A 15,347-nucleotide genomic window follows, 5' to 3' on the forward strand; every position below is an offset into this window, starting at 1 on the left:
GGCGGCGGCAGACGGAGAGGAGAAGGGGAGAAGGCGGTCAGGCGCGGTCGTCGATGTGGCGGCCGCGGGGCGTATCGGGGTCGGGCAGATCGACAGGGCCGGAGTCTGCCGCAGGGGCGGCAGGCGCGGACGGCGCCGGGCGCTTCGCGGGCGGCTTGCCTCCGGAAGGCTCCTGCCTGCCACGCCCGCCGCCTTCGGGCAGGCGGGATACCGGGTCATAGGCGCCGACCGGGTTGATCGTTGCGTCATCCATGGGGCCCCCTTCGAAGCGTCAATGCGAAAACGTCAATGCGCGAAATAGCTCTGCAGACGGCCTTCGATGATGCGCGGGTTTTCGCCCTCGGCGATGGCCACCAGTCCGTCCACCTGCATTTCCTGCAGCTTGGAGCGATTGTGCACAAGGGCCTTGAGCTTGTTGGCCACCGGCAGGAAAAACAGATTGGCCGAGCCCACGCCGTACACCGTGGCGACGAAGGCCACGGCGATGCCGCCGCCGAGCTTGCTCGGATCGGCCAGGTTTTCCATCACGTGAATCAGACCGAGCACCGCGCCCAGAATGCCCACGGTCGGGGCGTAGCCGCCGGACGATTCATACACCTTCGCGGCCTGGCTGTCGTGATGCTCGACCGCGCCGATTTCCTGTTCGAGGGTGGAGCGGATTTTTTCCGGATCGGTGCCGTCCACCAGCATCTGCAGGCCCTTTTTCACGAAGGGATCGGGCACGGACTCGACCACGGCCTCGAGCGCGAGCAGCCCGTTCTTGCGTGCGGTATCGCTCCACTCCAGGATCTGCTTGATGCTGTCCTGCGGATCGCCCTTGGGCGGCAGCACGATCCACGGCAACATCTTGAGCGAGCGGATGAACACCTTGAGCGGAAACTGCAGCATGGTCGCGCCGGTGGTGCCGCCGATCACGATCAGAAACGCCGTGCCCTGGATGATGGAGCTGATGTGCCCGCCTTCGAGCATCTGCCCCAGCAGAATGGAGCCGAGCGCAACCACGATGCCGATGATGGTCAAGATATCCATGAAATGTTCCGTCCCTGTCTGGCTTGTTGCTATGGCTTGGCGGTCTGCTGGTGATTCTGCAGGCGGGCACGCAGCCGCATCACCGCCTGTTTCATGAGCTGGCTCACGCGCGATTCGCTCACTTCGAGCACCCGGCCGATGTCCTTGAGCTGCAGATCCTCCTGGTAATAGAGCGACAGCACCAGTTTCTCGCGCTCGGGCAGATCGAGAATGGCGGCCTGCAGATCGCGCTCGAGCTCGGCGTCCTGCAGCAGTTCCTCGGGCAGCAGGCTGGCCAGGTCGGCGGTGCGGTCGGCATAGTCACCGCCGTTGTCGGATGTGAGGTCTTCGAGGTAGACCAGCTGCATGCTGGTCTCGGCCAGCGCGTCGTAATACTCGGCCAGTTCCCAGCCCAGATGCGCGGCAATCTCGGCATCGTCGGGATGGCGGCCCAGGCGCTGGGTGAGCAGCGCTTCGGCCCGCTCCATCTGCCGTTCCTTGGCACGGCTGCGGCGCGGCAGCCAGTCGAGCTTGCGCAGTTCGTCATAAATGGCGCCGCGGATGCGGATGGCGGCATAGGTGGCGAACTGCGCTGGCGACTGCATTTCGCCGCGGTCGAGGGCGTCCCACAGGCCGATCATGCCGGCCTGCTCCAGATCGGAAAAATCGACCGAGGCCGGCAACTGCGCCGCCATCTGCCCGGCGATACGCCGCACCATGGGCAGATGCTTGGTCAGCCGCTCCTCGCGGGATTCCGGGGCGGGATAGAGGCCGGGCTTCATGCCGTGGATCGCACTGTCGTGAATGCCGCGCCGCTCATGCGGCCTGCTCGGCGCGCAGCCACTGCTGCATGAAGAATTCGATGCGCCCGCTCGGCCCTTGCGGCAACGGCCAGGCTTGCACCCGCGCAGCCAGTGCGGCAAAGGCCGCAGCCGCCGCACTCTGTGGCGCCGATTCGACCACTGCGCGCTGGCTGCGCACCGCAGCACGCAGCGCGGCGTCCAGCGGAATGCTGCCCAGCAGGTCGAGCGAGACATCGAGATAGCGGTCGGCCACGCCGGTGATCTTGGCAAACAGCGCCTGCCCTTCCCGCGCATCGCGCACCATGTTGGGCAGCAGGTGAAAGCGCTTGAGCCCGTATTGCTTGCTCAGGACCTTGATGAGGGCGTAGGCGTCCGCCACGGAGGCCGGCTCGTTGGACAGCACCACGATCAGGTCCTGCGCCGCGCGGCTGAAGGTGAGCACGTCACCGGCAATGCCGGCGGCGCAATCGACCAGCAGATAGTCCAGCGGCATGTCGAGGGAGCTCACCGCATCGATCAGCCGCGCCTGCGTGGCAATATCGAGCGAGGCCATGCTGGCCACGCCGCTGGAGGCGGGCAGCACCAGAATGTCCTGTGGGCCGCGCACCAGCACGTCGCTGAGCTGCCTTTCGCCGGAGAGCACATGCGAGATGTTGTGGCGCGGGGTGAGCCCGAGCAGGATGTCGATATTGCCCAGCCCGAGGTCGGCATCGAACACCATCACCCGCTGGCCGCCGCGTCCCAGGGTGATGGCCAGATTGGCGACCACATTGGTCTTGCCCACTCCGCCCTTGCCGCTGGCCACGGTGATGACCTTGGTCGGCGGGCGCTGCAGGCGGCGCAGTCCTTCGGCTTGATCCATGAGGTTGTCCCGGGTCATGGCATCAGGCCGAACGCGCCGACGCCACGGCGGTTGCGGCGGCGGGAGGCTGGACGGCGGGGGAATCGAAGCGGGTCACGGGATCGTGCTCGAGCAAAGCCGTGATCTTAGCCAGCGACGGCACATGCAGGTCTTCGGGCACACGTTGGCCGTCCGTGTAGAACCACAGCGGCACGCTGCTCTCCACCAGCCATTGCAGCGCCGCGCCGAAGCTCGGGCTTTCATCCAGCTTGGTCAGAATGGCTGCGGCCACCGGCAGGCGGCGGTACAGCGCCCAGAGTTCGGCATACGCCGCCGGAGCCAGCCCGGCGCCGACCACCAGCAGCCGGGTGACACGCTCACCCAGCGCCTGCAGCCATTGCATCTGCTCGGCCATGCGCGCATCCCGCGGGCTCAGGCCGATGCTGTCGATCAGCACGTAGCGCCTGTCGGCGAATTCGCGCAGATGTTGCTGCAGTTCCTCGCCGTCGCGCGCCACCGCCACCGGAACGCCAAGGATGCGGCCGTAGATCTTGAGTTGCTCGACCCCGCCGATGCGGTAGGTGTCGGTGGTGATCAGCGCCACCGCCGCGGTGCCGTGGCGCAGCACCAGCCGGGCAGCGAGCTTGGCGATGGTCGTGGTCTTGCCCGCGCCGGTCGGCCCGACCAGGGCGTAGATACCCGCAGCCGACACCGGATCGGCCGCCACCTGCAGCCCTTTGCCGAGATACGCGGCCAGCGCCCCGCGCAGGTTCAGCGCGTCGCTGCCGAGCTGCCGTGCCCGCGCGGTGGAAAAGCCCAGCGCCTGCAGCTGCTCGCCCAGCGGAGTGAGCGGCCCGGCGTCGGCCAGACCGGACATCTGCGACTGCATCCACTGCCGCAGATCGTGCAATTCATGGCGCAGGGTACCGAGTTCGTCCTGCGGCGCGACAAGCCGATCGGGGCGCGGCTGGAGGGCATCGGGACGGACCGCCGAATGTGCGGGCGGCTTGGGAGCAACTGCCAGCGCAGCGGCGTCCTTCTGCTCCAGCGTCATTGGGGCGGGCACCCGCGCCACGGCGGGCAGGGGCAGGTCGGCGGCGGGGTTGGGAGTGGGGCGGTCTTGCCCTTCCCCCTCCCGACCTCCCCCACGCGTGGGGGAGGAGAGAGCGGCGCCAGGCGTTGCCTTCGGATGCCCCTCCCGGCCTCCTCCGGCAGCGGATGCGCTGGCCGTCTCGCCCGCAGCCGCTTCACTCCCTCTCCACGTGTGGGGAGGGTTGGGTTGGGGAGCCGCAGCAGGCGCCGCCGCCTCCCCTTCCTGCTCCTCCGACGGAAACCGGCTGGCGTCGAAGTCCACCGCCGCCATCAATTCGACGCCGCCGACGATTTCCCGATTCGACAGGATCACCGCGTCGGCGCCGAGGTCGTTGCGGATGCGGGTGAGCACCTCGCGGGTGTTGGTTCCGGTGTAGCGTTTGATTTTCACGATTGCGGCTCCAGTGTTCATGCGCCCAGCGTGGCGGTGACCTTGACCTGTTTCTGGTCGGGAATTTCAGCATAGGACAGCACCCGCAACCGCGGTGCGCTGCGCGCCAGCAGACGGGCAAGGAACTGTCGCAGCGGCGCACTGACCAGCAGCACGCCGGTCGCGCCCTGCGCTTCCATGCGTTGCATCAGCTCGCGCGCCTTGTCCATCAGGCGCTGCGCCAGCCCGGGTTCCACTGCGGCCTGCTGCGGGTCGGCGCGCAGGCTGGAAAGCAGAATCTGTTCCAGCTGCCCGTCGAGCACCGCGGCCGACAGCTCCTGCCCGTTCGGCGACAGACTCTGCACGATGTAGGCGCCCAGCGCCAGCCGCACCCGGGCGGTGAGTTCGTCGGTGTCGGTCACCTGCGCGGCGTTTTCGGCCAGCACCTCGGCAATGGTGCGCATGTCGCGGATCGGCACGCCCTCGGTCAGCAGATTCTGCAGCACCTTGCGCAGCCGGTCGGCGGACATGAGCTTGGGCACCAGGTCCTCCACCAGCTTGGGCGAACGCTTGGACAGATGCGCCAGCAAACCTTCGACCTCCTCGCGCCCGAGCAGGTCGGCCGCATGGGTCTGCAGCAGGTGGTGCAGATGGGTGGCGAGCACGGTGCTGGGATCGACCACGGTGTAGCCCAGCGCCTGCGCACGGTCGCGCTGTTCCTTGTTGATCCACACCGCAGGCAGGCCAAACGCGGGGTCCTTGGTCGGGGTGCCCTGCACCTCGCCCATCACCTGCCCCGGGTTGATGGCCATGAGCAGGTCGGGGAAGATGTCGCCGCTGCCCACATCCACACCCTTGAGGGCGATGCGATAGCCGCCGGGACGCAGCTCCAGGTTGTCGCGGATGTGCACCGAGGCGACCAGAAAGCCCATCTCCTGCGCGAACTTCTTGCGCACCCCGCGAATGCGCCCGAGCAGCTCGCCGCCCTGATTGCGGTCCACCAGCGGAATCAGCCGGTAGCCCACGTCCAGCGAGAGGGTGTCCACCGGCTCGATCTGTTCCCAGCTCACCTCCTCCGGCTCGGCGGGCGGCACCGCTTCGGGGGCGGCCTGCGCCTGGGCTGCGGCCTGCTTCTGTTTTTTGAGCTGCCACCACAGCACGCCGCCCAGCACCGCCGCAGCGCCGAGGAAGGCCAGGTGCGGCATGCCCGGCACCAGCCCGATCAGTCCGAGGATGCCCGCCGTGATCGCCAGCACCCGCGGATGGGTGAACAACTGGCTGACCAGTTGCCGCCCCACGTCCTGCCCGGTGGACACATTGCTGATCACGATGCCCGCAGCCATCGAGATGACCAGCGCGGGGATCTGCGACACCAGCGCGTCGCCGATGGACAGCAGGGTGTAGTTCTGCGCCGCGTCGCGCAGGCTCAGGCCGTGCATGAACACGCCGATCACCAGTCCGCCGATCAGGTTGATGAACAGAATGAGAATGGCGGCCACCGCGTCGCCGCGCACGAACTTGCTCGCGCCGTCCATCGCGCCGTAGAAGTCGGCCTCCTGCGCCACCTCGGCGCGGCGCTTGCGGGCCTCTTCCTGGTCGATCAGCCCGGCGTTGAGATCGGCGTCGATCGCCATCTGCTTGCCCGGCATGGCGTCCAGGGTGAAGCGCGCGCTGACCTCGGCGATGCGCCCCGCGCCCTTGGTGATCACCACGAAGTTGATCACCACCAGAATGGCAAACACGATGATGCCCACCGCGTAATTGCCCCCGACCACGAACTTGCCGAAGGACTCGATCACGGCCCCTGCGGCGCCTTCCCCGTTCTGCCCGTGCAGCAGGATGACCCGCGCCGCCGCCACATTGAGCGACAGCCGCAGCAGGGTGGTGAACAGCAGCGCGGTGGGAAATGCCGAGAAATCCAGTGGCCGGGTGAGGTACAGGGTGACCAGCATGATGATCAGCGACAGCACGATGTTGAAGGTGAACAGCATGTCGAGCAGCACGGTGGGCAGCGGCACCACCAGCATCATCAGGATGAGCACCACAAGAACCGGCGCGGTGAGCATGCGCCAGTCCACGCGCCGCAGCAGCGTGCGCCAGGCCGGCACGGTGATGGAACTCGAAGTCGGGGAAGTCGCCATGGTGGTTTACGCGTTCACTGCAAAGTCTGGAGGAATGGCCCAGTCATCCGGCGCCTGGGCGATCTGCGGTGCGGCGCGCAACTGGAAGACATAGGCCAGCAGCAGGGCCACGGCGTTGTAGAGCGCCACCGGAATTTCCTGCTCCAGTTCGGCGTGATGAAACAGCGCGCGCGCCAGCGGCGGCGCCTCGATCACCGGCACGCCATGCTCGGCGGCAATCTCGCGGATGCGCGCTGCCACCCGGTCGGCCCCGAGCGCCAGCACCACCGGGGCGCGGTTCTTGCCTTCCTTGTAGGCCAGCGCCACGGCGTAATGCGTCGGATTGGTCACCACCACGTCCGCCCTGGGCACGGCGGCCATCATGCGCTTGCGCGCGCGCTCACGCTGCAGCGCGCGCAGCTTCTGCTTGATCTGCGGATTGCCCTCGCTTTCGCGCATTTCATCCTGCATGTCCTGACGGCTCATCTTGAGCTGCTTGTTCATCTGGAACAACTGCCACGGCACATCCACCGCAGCCACCAGCAGCGTGCCCGCAGCCATCCACAAAAACGCCTTGGCCGCGATCAACCCGAGCTGGGTCTGCGCGAGGTTCGGCTCCACCTGCAACAGCCCGAGCAACGCGCCGCGCTGGCTCAGCAGCACCAGGCCCGCGATCACGCCAATCACGATGGCCTTGAGCAGCGCCTTGCCGAGTTCGCCCAGACCGGTGATGGAGAACATGCGCTTGATGCCGGTGATCGGGTCGAGGCGGCTGAAATCCGGCGCCAGCGCCTGAGTGCTGAACACCCAGCCGCCCATCACCACCCCGCCTGCTGCACCGGCGACAAAGGTCAGCGCCAGCACCGGCGCAGCCAGCAGCACGCCGATCAGCGCCACCTTGCCTGCGGCCTGCAGCATCGCGGTCGGGTCCTGCGCAGCCAGCGCTGCGGAGGTGAGTCCGGTGTGCAGCAGCGACCGGGCGGTGTCGTAGAACCAGCCGCCCAGGCTGGTGACCAGCACCGCCACGCCCAGCAGCAACAGCGCGGAGGTGAGGTCACGCGATCGCGCCACCTGCCCCTTTTCACGCGCCAGCTGCTTGCGCTTTTGCGAGGCGGGTAATTCCTTTTCCTGTGCGCTGTCTTCGGCCATCTGCCTGCTCCTAGCGCGCTGCGCCCTGCTGCAACACCTGGCCGGAAAGATTCAGCCCGACATCGACCAGATGCTGCACCACGTTCTGCATCACTGGCATCACCAGATACAGCGCGACAAAACCCAGAATGAAAAACATCGGAAAGCCGATGGCAAACAGGTTGAGCTGCGGCGCGAGCTTGGTCAGCACCCCCAGGCCGAGGTTGGCGATCAGCAGCACGCCCAGCACCGGCGCGGACAGCGCAAGTCCCAAGCTGAAAATCGCCGTCCCCGCCTGCGCGAGAAGCTGCCAGGTCTGCGCTGCCAGCCCCAGATTGGGCGCGACCGGCAGCAGGCTGAAGCTGCGCGCAATCACCGCCAGCAGCACCAGATGGCCGTTGACCGCAAGAAACAGCAGCAGTGTGAGGATGTTGAGAAAGCTCGCCAGGCTCGTGACCTGCACGCCCTGCACCGGGTCGAACAGGGTGGCGAAACCCATGCCCATCTGCAGCCCGATCACCCCGCCGGCAAGCTGCACCGCGCTGAGAATCAGGGTCATCGACAAGCCGATCGCCCCGCCCACCAGCAGCTGCTGCACCACCAGCATCCATGCCGCAGCCGTGCCGAACTGCACCGGAGGCATGGCAGGCAGTGCCGGGGCGATGGCCACGGCCACCAGCACCGCAAGCCCCACGCGCAGCAACACCGGCACACTGCCCATGCCGAACACGGGAGCTGCCGACAACATGGCCAGCACCCGCAGGAAGGGCCAGAACAACGCGCCGATCCAGGTCTCGATCTGCGTGCTGGTGAAATGGATCATGGCCTCACTGCCTTCAGCCGCCGTTGATCAGATGCGGGATGCTCTCGAACAGCCGGATGGTGAAGTCCATCATCACATGCAGCATCCACGGCCCGGCGAGCACCGCGGCCAGCCCCATCGCGAGCACCTTGGGCACGAAGCTCAGGGTCATTTCATTGAGTTGCGTGGCCGCCTGGATCAGGCTGACCAGCAGACCGACGACCAGCGCCACGCCGAGCAGCGGCAGCGCCACCAGGAAGGTCACCCACAGCGCCTGCTGCGCGATGGTGGTGATGGATTCAGGTGTCATGGGGTCTACCTTTCCTCAGTGCACGAAGCTTTGCACCAGCGAACCGATCACTAGGTCCCAGCCGCCGACCAGCACGAACAGCATGAGCTTGAGCGGAAACGACACAGTCACCGGTGAGAGCATCATCATCCCCATCGACATCAGCACCGCGGCGACCACCATGTCGATGATCAGAAACGGGATGAAGATCACGAAGCCGATCTGGAACGCGGTCTTGAGTTCGGACGTGACGAACGCCGGGATCAACAGGGTCATCGGCGTGTCCGCTGGCTTGTCCAGCGCCTTGTGGCCGGAGAGCTTGACGAACAGCGCAAGGTCTTCCTGCCGCGTCTGCCGCAGCATGAAATCGCGCAACGGCGCCGCCCCTGCCTGCAGCGCCTGCTGCATCGACATCTGGTTGTCCATCAGCGGCTTGACCGCGACGTCGTTGACCTGGTTCAGCACCGGGCTCATGACAAAAAACGTGAGAAACAGCGACAGCCCGACGATCACCTGGCTGGGCGGCACCGTGGTCGTGCCCAGCGCCTGCTTGAGCAGCGACAGCACGATGACGATGCGGGTGAACGCGGTCATCATCAGCAGCATCGCCGGCAGGAACACCAGCGCGGTCATGAACAGCAGCGTTTGCACGCTCAAGCTGTATTCGGTGCCGCCCCCGGCTGCCGGTGTGGCGGTGAACGCGGGCAGCGCCTGCGCGCTCGCCCACAGCGGCATGCACAGCGCCGCTGCGGTCAGCGCGCGCACGAGCAGGCGTGACGTCGAACGACTCATGGCCTGGCCTTTGCGCGTTGCTCCACGGCGCGCCGCAACCAGTCGGAAAAGCTGGCGGGCAAGACCGCAGCAACCCCGGGCGCCGCGGTGGGCGGCTGCAGATCGACCGGCGTGGCCAGCACGTGCAGACAGGTCAGCCCCTGCGCGCTCGACGCGAGCAGTAATTGCTGCCCACCCACCTGCACCAGCAGCAGCTTTTCGCGCGGCGCCAGATGCAGCGTGGCGAGCACCCGCATCGGGCCGCTGGCGGCGCGCATGCCGGGCTGGACGCGCTTGAGCAGCCACAGCGCGGCAACGAACACCGCGATCACCGCAACCAGTCCGCCAAACACGCGCAGCAGTTCGGTCCAGGCGAGCGGATCGGGCAAGGCAGAGGGCGACATGATGGCGACGGTTTCCTGACGTTTGTGCGTCCCGCCGTCGGGTGCTTGACGCAAAGAACGGCAAAACCCGCTCTCGCATCAGCGCCTCAGCCGGTTCCGGCAGGACTCCTGCCCTGTCTTTGCAATCCGCAGGCCAGCCTGCGCTTTCACGCAGAATGCGGTTTCGACCCTTTCAACCTGGAGACCCCATGCGACTGATCGGCAACATCCTGTGGTTCATCCTCGGCGGCTTCGTCATGGGGCTGGCGTGGTGGTTCACCGCGCTGCTGTGCGCCATCACCATCATCGGCATTCCGTGGGCGATCGCGGCGTTTCGCATCGGCGCGTTCAGCTTCTGGCCATTCGGCCGCATGGTGGCCGACAAGCCCAGTGGCGCGGTGGGCAGTGGGTTCAGTGCGCTGGGCAATCTGATCTGGGCGATTCTGTTCGGCTGGTGGCTGGCCTTGGGGCATCTGGTGTCGGCGCTGCTGTGCGCCATCACCATCATCGGCATTCCGTTCGCCCTGCAGCACATCAAGCTGGCCGGACTGGCGTTTTTTCCCTACGGCAAAGAGATCGTGCCGATCACACCTTAGGGCTTCAACGCTTTCCACCTCCCCCACGCGTGGGGGAGGCTGGGAGGGCATCCGAAGCAGGCGCGAAGCGCTGTTCTCTCCTCCCTTACTGGGGGGGAGGCTGGGAGGGGGTCGGCCTGGCAGCGCTTCAGCCTCTGCCGATGCCGTAGTACCGCAGCCCGGCGGCACGGACGAATTCCGGGTCCCAGATATTGCGGCCGTCGAACACCACCTGGTCCTTGAGCGTGGCGGCCAGCGCGCCGAAATCGGGCGAGCGGAAGGCGTGCCATTCGGTAATCACTGCCAGCGCATCGGCGCCCTGCAGCGCCGCAGTCGCGTCCTTGGAAAACACCAGCGCGGGCTGCGCGGGCAGCAGACGCCGCGCCATGTCCACCGCCACCGGGTCCCAGGCCTGCACTGTCGCGCCCGCCTGCAGCAGCGCGGTGATGAGGTCCAGACTGGGCGCGTCGCGCATGTCGTCGGTGTTCGGCTTGAACGCCAAGCCCCAGACCGCGAAGGTCTTGCCAGCCAGCGCGCCCTGGTAATGGTCGTGAATCTTCTCGAACAGCCGCAGCTTCTGCCGCTGGTTGACCGCGTCCACCGCTTCCACCAGCTCGGCGTGCAGCCCGAGTTCGCGCGCCGTGTGCGCCAGCGCCTTCACATCCTTGGGAAAGCACGAGCCGCCATACCCGGCGCCGGCGTAGAGAAAGTGGCTGCCGATGCGGTGATCGACGCCGATGCCCTTGCGGATCTGTTCGATGTCCGCCCCCACGGCTTCGGCGATGCGCGCCAGTTCGTTCATGAACGAGATGCGCGTGGCCAGCATGGCGTTGGCGGCATATTTGGTCAGCTCGGCGCTGGCCGCGTCCATCACCATGATCTTTTCGTGATTGCGGTTGAACGGGCGGTACAGCTCGCGCATGGTGGCGATTGCCTGCGGATCGTCGCTGCCGAGCACGATGCGATCGCCGCGGGTGAAGTCCTCGATGGCCGAGCCTTCCTTGAGAAATTCCGGATTGCTCACCACGCCCAGACGATGGTCCACGCCGCGCCTGGCAAGCTCGGCCTCGGCCAGTGCGCGCACCTTGGGGATGGTGCCCACCGGCGCGGTGGATTTCTGCACCACCACCAGCGGCCCGGTCATCGCGCGACCGATCTCGGCGGCAGCGCCCTCCACCTGCGACAGATCGGCCTGCCCGCTGGGCAGCGACGGCGTGCCCACTGCAATGAAGCACACCTGCGAACCCGGCAGACCCTCGGCGATGCTCGGGCTCAAGGTCAGCCGCCCCTGCTCGATATTGCGCCGCACCAGATCGCTCAGACCAGGCTCGTAGAACGGCACCTCGGCGCGTTCGCGCAGCGCGGACAGGCGGGCCGGGTCGCGTTCGATGCAGGTGACCTTGTTGCCGACGTCGGCAAAGCAGGCCGCGGTGACCAGACCGACATACCCCGCTCCTATGACTGTGACGCGCATGACAGGCTTTCTCGTGATTTCATCAGGGAGTGCTATTTTGCAGCATGGCGGCGGCAAAGCCTGTGACACACGGCGTTGCATTCCATGACCGCGCTGACATCCGCTGACCCGCCCGGCTTGACGTGCATCAAGTGCCATGTTGCACTGCGACATTCCAATGCAGTGATCTGTTGCGCGCCCCCCCCGGGCTGACTCGCCGCCTCACCCCCCGAGGGGGGTCGAGGCAACCTGGGGCGGCCCTGCGTTTCCTTGAGGAGAGACCCATGAGCGAACTCCAGCCCCGCCCCCGACGTGCTTCGCCACGCAAATCGGGGGCTGGCGCATCCGCAAGCAAGCAAGCGGCGCTGAAACTGGCTGCCGTCTCGACGGCAGCCGTCCCCTCCGCGCCGCGCAACGGGGTCTCCGAAATGCCGCGGCCTGTCATCCCCCTGCCGCCGTCCTCAAGCACTCCGCTGCCACCGCCGGACCGCGATCAGGCCCAGCGCGACATGATCGACCGCGCGATCCACGCGCTGTCGGCCCGCGCCACGCTGGGGCTGTCGCCGGCCGCGCTCGGTCTGGCGTTTGCCGATTGGGCCATGCACATGACGGCCTCGCCCGGCAAGCAGGCCAGCCTGGCGGCGCAGGCGCTGCAACTGCAGGGCCAGTGGCTGCGCTACGCCGCCGAACTGGGTGCGCATGCGCTGCGCGGCGACCGCACCCCCTGCCCGGATTGCATCACCCCGCCCGCGACCGACCGGCGCTTTGCCGCGCCGCAGTGGCAGCAGTTTCCGTTCAACCTGATCGCGCAGCGCTTCCTCCTGCGCGAACAACTGGTCGATGCCGCAGCGCATGGCGTGCGCGGGGTATCGCCGCACCATGAGCAGGTCGTGGCCTTCATGGCGCGACAGTGGATGGACATGGTCTCGCCGAGCAATTTCTTCTGGACCAACCCGGAGGTGCTCGAGCGCACCGCCGCCACCGGCGGCACCAGCCTGCTGCAAGGGCTGCGCAACTGGCAGGACGATCTGCAGCGGCTGATCGACAGGCGGCCTCCCGCCGGGGTCGAGCAGTTCCGCCCCGGGTTTGAGGTGGCGGTCACCCCGGGCAAGGTGGTGCTGCGCAACCGGCTGATGGAACTGATCCAGTACAGCCCGACCACGCCGACAGTGCACGCCGAGCCGGTGCTCATCATCCCGGCGTGGATCATGAAGTACTACATCCTCGACCTGTCGCCGCACAACGCGCTGGTGAAATTTCTGGTCGATCAGGGCCACACGGTGTTCATGGTGTCGTGGAAAAACCCCACTGCCGACGATCGCGATCTGGGCATGGACGACTACCTGCATCTCGGCCCGCTGGCCGCGCTCGATGCGGTGGGCGCGATCGTTCCGGGCCGCAGGGTCCATGCCACCGGCTACTGCCTGGGCGGCACACTGCTGTCCATCGCCGCTGCGGCGCTGGCGCGGCGCGGCGACGAGCGGCTGGCAAGCATCAGCCTGTTCGCCGCGCAGACCGATTTCACCGAGGCCGGCGAGCTCACCCTGTTCACCGACGAGAGCCAGGTCAGCTTTCTCGAGGATCTGATGTGGTCGCAGGGGTTTCTCGACACCTCGCAGATGGCCGGCACCTTCCAGATGCTGCGCTCTTCCGATCTGATCTGGTCGCGCATCATGCGCGACTACCTGATGGGCGAGCGCGCGCCGATGAACGACCTGATGGCGTGGAACGCCGACGCCACCCGCATGCCCTACCGCATGCACAGCGAATACCTGCGCAGCCTCTACCTGCGCAACGCGCTGGCCGAGGGGCATTACAAGGTCGATGGCAAGCCGGTCGCAGTGGAAAACGTCACCGCGCCGTGGTTCGTCGTCGGCACCGAGACCGATCATGTCGCACCGTGGAAGTCGGTCTACAAGATCCACCTTCTGGCCGATTCCGAAGTGACCTTCGTGCTCACCAGCGGCGGGCACAACGCCGGCATCGTCAGCGAGCCCGGCCATCCGCACCGCCACTACCGCTGGGCGGTGCACCCCGGCGGCCGCCCCTACCTCGACCCGGATCACTGGGTACCGCTGGCGCAGGCCGAGGAAGGCTCGTGGTGGCCGCTGTGGAGCCGCTGGCTGGTCGCCAAGGGCAGCGGCCAGCAGGTCGACCCGCCGGCCTGCGGCAGCGTGGACCATCCTCCGCTGGCCAACGCGCCGGGCGAGTATGTGCTGCAGCGCTGAATCCCCCCCTCCTCCCGAGACGCGCATGACCGACACCCTTTGCAACCGCACCTTCGACGAGATCGCCGTGGGCGACAGCGCCAGCCTGCAGCGCACCCTCACGCTGAACGACATTGCCACCTTCGCGGTGATGTCGGGCGACGCCAACCCTTCGCATGTGGACGCCGACTTCGCCCGCAGCACCCCGTTTCACCAAGTGGTCGCGCACGGCATGTGGAGCGGCGCGCTGCTGTCCAACCTGCTCGGCACCGAACTGCCAGGGCCGGGCACGGTGTATGTCGATCAGGCGCTGACCTTTCATCAGCAGGTGCTGCTGGGCGACACGGTCACCGTGTCGGTCACTGCGCGCGAGAAGTTTGCCGACACGCACCGCATCCGCTTCGACTGCGCAGTGGTCAACCAGCGCGGGCAGATCGTGGTCAGCGGCCACGCGCTGGTGCAGGCGCCGACCGAAAAAGTCTGCCGCCCCCGCACCCATCTGCCGCAGTTGCATCTGATCGACCCGGGCCAGCGCCTGCTCGCGCTGGTGGCCAGGGCGCGCGAAGGTTGCAAGGGTCTGCACCCGATGCGCGTGGCCGTGGTGCATCCGGTGAATGCCGTGTCCATCCAGGGCGCGATCGACGCGGCGCAGGCCGGGTTGATCGAGCCGGTGTGGATCGGGCCGGAAGCGCGCATCCGCGCCGCGGCAGAGGCTGCGGGCATCGACCTGTCGCCCTGGCAGCTGCTGTCCACCGAGCACAGCCATGCCGCCGCCGCACGCGCGGTGGAGCTGGCGCGCAATGGCAAGGTCGGCGCGCTGATGAAAGGCGCGCTGCACACCGACGAACTGATGCACGCGGTGCTCGACCCCGCCACCGGCTTGCGCTCGGCGCGGCGCGCCAGCCATGTGTTCGTCGTCGATGCCCCGGCTGCCGACCGCCTGCTGTTCATCACCGACGCCGCGATCAACATCGCCCCCGACCTCGACACCAAGCGCGACATCGCACAAAACGCCATCGATCTGGCGCAGGCGCTGGGCGTTGCCACACCGCGCGTGGCGCTGCTGGCCGCGGTGGAAACGGTCAACGCCCGCATGCCCGCCACGCTGGACGCAGCGGCGCTGTGCAAGATGGCCGACCGCGGGCAGATCACCGGCGCCGTCCTCGACGGGCCGCTGGCGTTCGACAACGCGATTTCGCTCGCCGCGGCCAAGACCAAGGACATCCAATCGCCGGTAGCCGGACAGGCCGACATTCTGCTCACCCCCGATCTGGAATCGGGCAATATGCTGGCCAAGCAGCTCGAATACCTCGGCGGCGCGACCATCGCCGGGCTGGTGGTCGGCACGCGCGTGCCCATCATCCTCACCAGCCGTGCCGACGGCGTGCAGGCGCGGCTGGCCTCGTGTGCACTCGCCGTGCTGCAGCGCCAGGCCCTGCTGCGCGCCGCTGGCCAGCTGGACGCCACCGACGTCTCACCCGACAAGACGCAGACCGCGTGAACCG

The 15,347-nt window shown here is 67.3% G+C and carries 15 protein-coding genes; 3 read left to right on the forward strand and 12 right to left on the reverse strand.

The window, feature by feature from the left end; translation table 11 throughout:
• Window positions 1-37: 37 nt before the first annotated feature.
• Genes AC1ZQA_RS09610 through fliO form a run of 11 tightly spaced genes read right to left on the reverse strand, consistent with a single transcriptional unit; the run spans window position 38 to window position 9,628 of the window.
• Window positions 38-253: a hypothetical protein gene (locus tag AC1ZQA_RS09610; RefSeq protein ID WP_482676750.1), complete on the reverse strand. Its 216-nt coding sequence runs from the start codon at window positions 251-253 to the stop codon at window positions 38-40.
• 32 nt (window positions 254-285) lie between these two features.
• Window positions 286-1,029: a flagellar motor protein gene (locus tag AC1ZQA_RS09615; RefSeq protein WP_482676751.1), complete on the reverse strand. Its 744-nt coding sequence runs from the start codon at window positions 1,027-1,029 to the stop codon at window positions 286-288.
• A 29-nt stretch (window positions 1,030-1,058) separates the two neighbouring features.
• A complete protein-coding gene (locus AC1ZQA_RS09620) occupies window positions 1,059-1,790 on the reverse strand; it encodes a FliA/WhiG family RNA polymerase sigma factor (RefSeq protein WP_482676752.1) in 732 nt (243 codons plus the stop codon).
• 34 nt (window positions 1,791-1,824) lie between these two features.
• Window positions 1,825-2,673 (reverse strand): MinD/ParA family protein, encoded by an 849-nt coding sequence (locus AC1ZQA_RS09625; RefSeq protein WP_482676753.1) that lies wholly within the window; start codon window positions 2,671-2,673, stop codon window positions 1,825-1,827.
• A 22-nt stretch (window positions 2,674-2,695) separates the two neighbouring features.
• A complete protein-coding gene (flhF, locus tag AC1ZQA_RS09630; RefSeq protein WP_482676754.1) occupies window positions 2,696-4,135 on the reverse strand; it encodes a flagellar biosynthesis GTPase FlhF in 1,440 nt (479 codons plus the stop codon).
• Window positions 4,136-4,152: 17 nt separating this feature from the next.
• Entirely contained in the window at window positions 4,153-6,255 is a 2,103-nt protein-coding gene (gene flhA / locus AC1ZQA_RS09635) for a flagellar biosynthesis protein FlhA (RefSeq protein WP_482676755.1), read from the reverse strand.
• A gap of 6 nt (window positions 6,256-6,261) precedes the next feature.
• Window positions 6,262-7,383, reverse strand: coding sequence for a flagellar biosynthesis protein FlhB (flhB, locus tag AC1ZQA_RS09640; protein WP_482676756.1), 1,122 nt, complete (start codon window positions 7,381-7,383; stop codon window positions 6,262-6,264).
• 10 nt (window positions 7,384-7,393) lie between these two features.
• Window positions 7,394-8,185: a flagellar biosynthetic protein FliR gene (gene fliR / locus AC1ZQA_RS09645; protein ID WP_482676757.1), complete on the reverse strand. Its 792-nt coding sequence runs from the start codon at window positions 8,183-8,185 to the stop codon at window positions 7,394-7,396.
• A 13-nt stretch (window positions 8,186-8,198) separates the two neighbouring features.
• The gene (gene fliQ, locus AC1ZQA_RS09650; RefSeq protein ID WP_482676758.1) at window positions 8,199-8,474 is read right to left on the reverse strand and encodes a flagellar biosynthesis protein FliQ; all 276 of its coding nucleotides are present in this window, start codon (window positions 8,472-8,474) and stop codon (window positions 8,199-8,201) included.
• Window positions 8,475-8,489: 15 nt separating this feature from the next.
• Window positions 8,490-9,245, reverse strand: coding sequence for a flagellar type III secretion system pore protein FliP (gene fliP / locus AC1ZQA_RS09655; RefSeq protein ID WP_482676759.1), 756 nt, complete (start codon window positions 9,243-9,245; stop codon window positions 8,490-8,492).
• Window positions 9,242-9,628, reverse strand: a complete 387-nt coding sequence (fliO, locus tag AC1ZQA_RS09660) for a flagellar biosynthetic protein FliO (RefSeq protein ID WP_482676760.1) — start codon at window positions 9,626-9,628, stop codon at window positions 9,242-9,244. Before fliO ends, fliP begins: the two co-directional genes overlap by 4 nt.
• Before the next feature lie 188 nt (window positions 9,629-9,816).
• On the opposite strand from fliO, the gene AC1ZQA_RS09665 reads away from it, so the two are divergent.
• Entirely contained in the window at window positions 9,817-10,203 is a 387-nt protein-coding gene (locus AC1ZQA_RS09665; protein ID WP_482676761.1) for a YccF domain-containing protein, read from the forward strand.
• Window positions 10,204-10,330: 127 nt separating this feature from the next.
• Here the strand turns inward: AC1ZQA_RS09665 and AC1ZQA_RS09670 are convergent, their stop codons facing one another.
• The gene (locus AC1ZQA_RS09670; protein WP_482676762.1) at window positions 10,331-11,656 is read right to left on the reverse strand and encodes a UDP-glucose dehydrogenase family protein; all 1,326 of its coding nucleotides are present in this window, start codon (window positions 11,654-11,656) and stop codon (window positions 10,331-10,333) included.
• Window positions 11,657-12,063: 407 nt separating this feature from the next.
• Between AC1ZQA_RS09670 and AC1ZQA_RS09675 the strand changes: the two genes are divergently transcribed.
• The gene (locus AC1ZQA_RS09675) at window positions 12,064-13,863 is read left to right on the forward strand and encodes a PHA/PHB synthase family protein (protein ID WP_482679311.1); all 1,800 of its coding nucleotides are present in this window, start codon (window positions 12,064-12,066) and stop codon (window positions 13,861-13,863) included.
• Window positions 13,864-13,888: 25 nt separating this feature from the next.
• Window positions 13,889-15,343, forward strand: coding sequence for a bifunctional enoyl-CoA hydratase/phosphate acetyltransferase (locus AC1ZQA_RS09680; RefSeq protein WP_482676763.1), 1,455 nt, complete (start codon window positions 13,889-13,891; stop codon window positions 15,341-15,343).
• The last annotated feature ends 4 nt before the right edge of the window (window positions 15,344-15,347 follow it).

It is taken from the genome of Thiomonas sp. DCM-2, assembly GCF_056820905.1.

What these genes read in the sequence shown, in the direction of transcription:
- AC1ZQA_RS09610 (WP_482676750.1), bottom strand. Translation starts at nt 253, where the DNA reads ATGGATGACGCAACGATCAACCCGGTCGGCGCCTATGACCCGGTATCC.
- AC1ZQA_RS09615 (WP_482676751.1), bottom strand. Translation starts at nt 1,029, where the DNA reads ATGGATATCTTGACCATCATCGGCATCGTGGTTGCGCTCGGCTCCATT.
- AC1ZQA_RS09620 (WP_482676752.1), bottom strand. Translation starts at nt 1,790, where the DNA reads ATGAAGCCCGGCCTCTATCCCGCCCCGGAATCCCGCGAGGAGCGGCTG.
- AC1ZQA_RS09625 (WP_482676753.1), bottom strand. Translation starts at nt 2,673, where the DNA reads ATGGATCAAGCCGAAGGACTGCGCCGCCTGCAGCGCCCGCCGACCAAG.
- flhA (WP_482676755.1), bottom strand. Translation starts at nt 6,255, where the DNA reads ATGGCGACTTCCCCGACTTCGAGTTCCATCACCGTGCCGGCCTGGCGC.
- flhB (WP_482676756.1), bottom strand. Translation starts at nt 7,383, where the DNA reads ATGGCCGAAGACAGCGCACAGGAAAAGGAATTACCCGCCTCGCAAAAG.
- fliR (WP_482676757.1), bottom strand. Translation starts at nt 8,185, where the DNA reads ATGATCCATTTCACCAGCACGCAGATCGAGACCTGGATCGGCGCGTTG.
- fliQ (WP_482676758.1), bottom strand. Translation starts at nt 8,474, where the DNA reads ATGACACCTGAATCCATCACCACCATCGCGCAGCAGGCGCTGTGGGTG.
- fliP (WP_482676759.1), bottom strand. Translation starts at nt 9,245, where the DNA reads ATGAGTCGTTCGACGTCACGCCTGCTCGTGCGCGCGCTGACCGCAGCG.
- fliO (WP_482676760.1), bottom strand. Translation starts at nt 9,628, where the DNA reads ATGTCGCCCTCTGCCTTGCCCGATCCGCTCGCCTGGACCGAACTGCTG.
- AC1ZQA_RS09665 (WP_482676761.1), top strand. Translation starts at nt 9,817, where the DNA reads ATGCGACTGATCGGCAACATCCTGTGGTTCATCCTCGGCGGCTTCGTC.
- AC1ZQA_RS09670 (WP_482676762.1), bottom strand. Translation starts at nt 11,656, where the DNA reads ATGCGCGTCACAGTCATAGGAGCGGGGTATGTCGGTCTGGTCACCGCG.
- AC1ZQA_RS09675 (WP_482679311.1), top strand. Translation starts at nt 12,064, where the DNA reads ATGCCGCGGCCTGTCATCCCCCTGCCGCCGTCCTCAAGCACTCCGCTG.
- AC1ZQA_RS09680 (WP_482676763.1), top strand. Translation starts at nt 13,889, where the DNA reads ATGACCGACACCCTTTGCAACCGCACCTTCGACGAGATCGCCGTGGGC.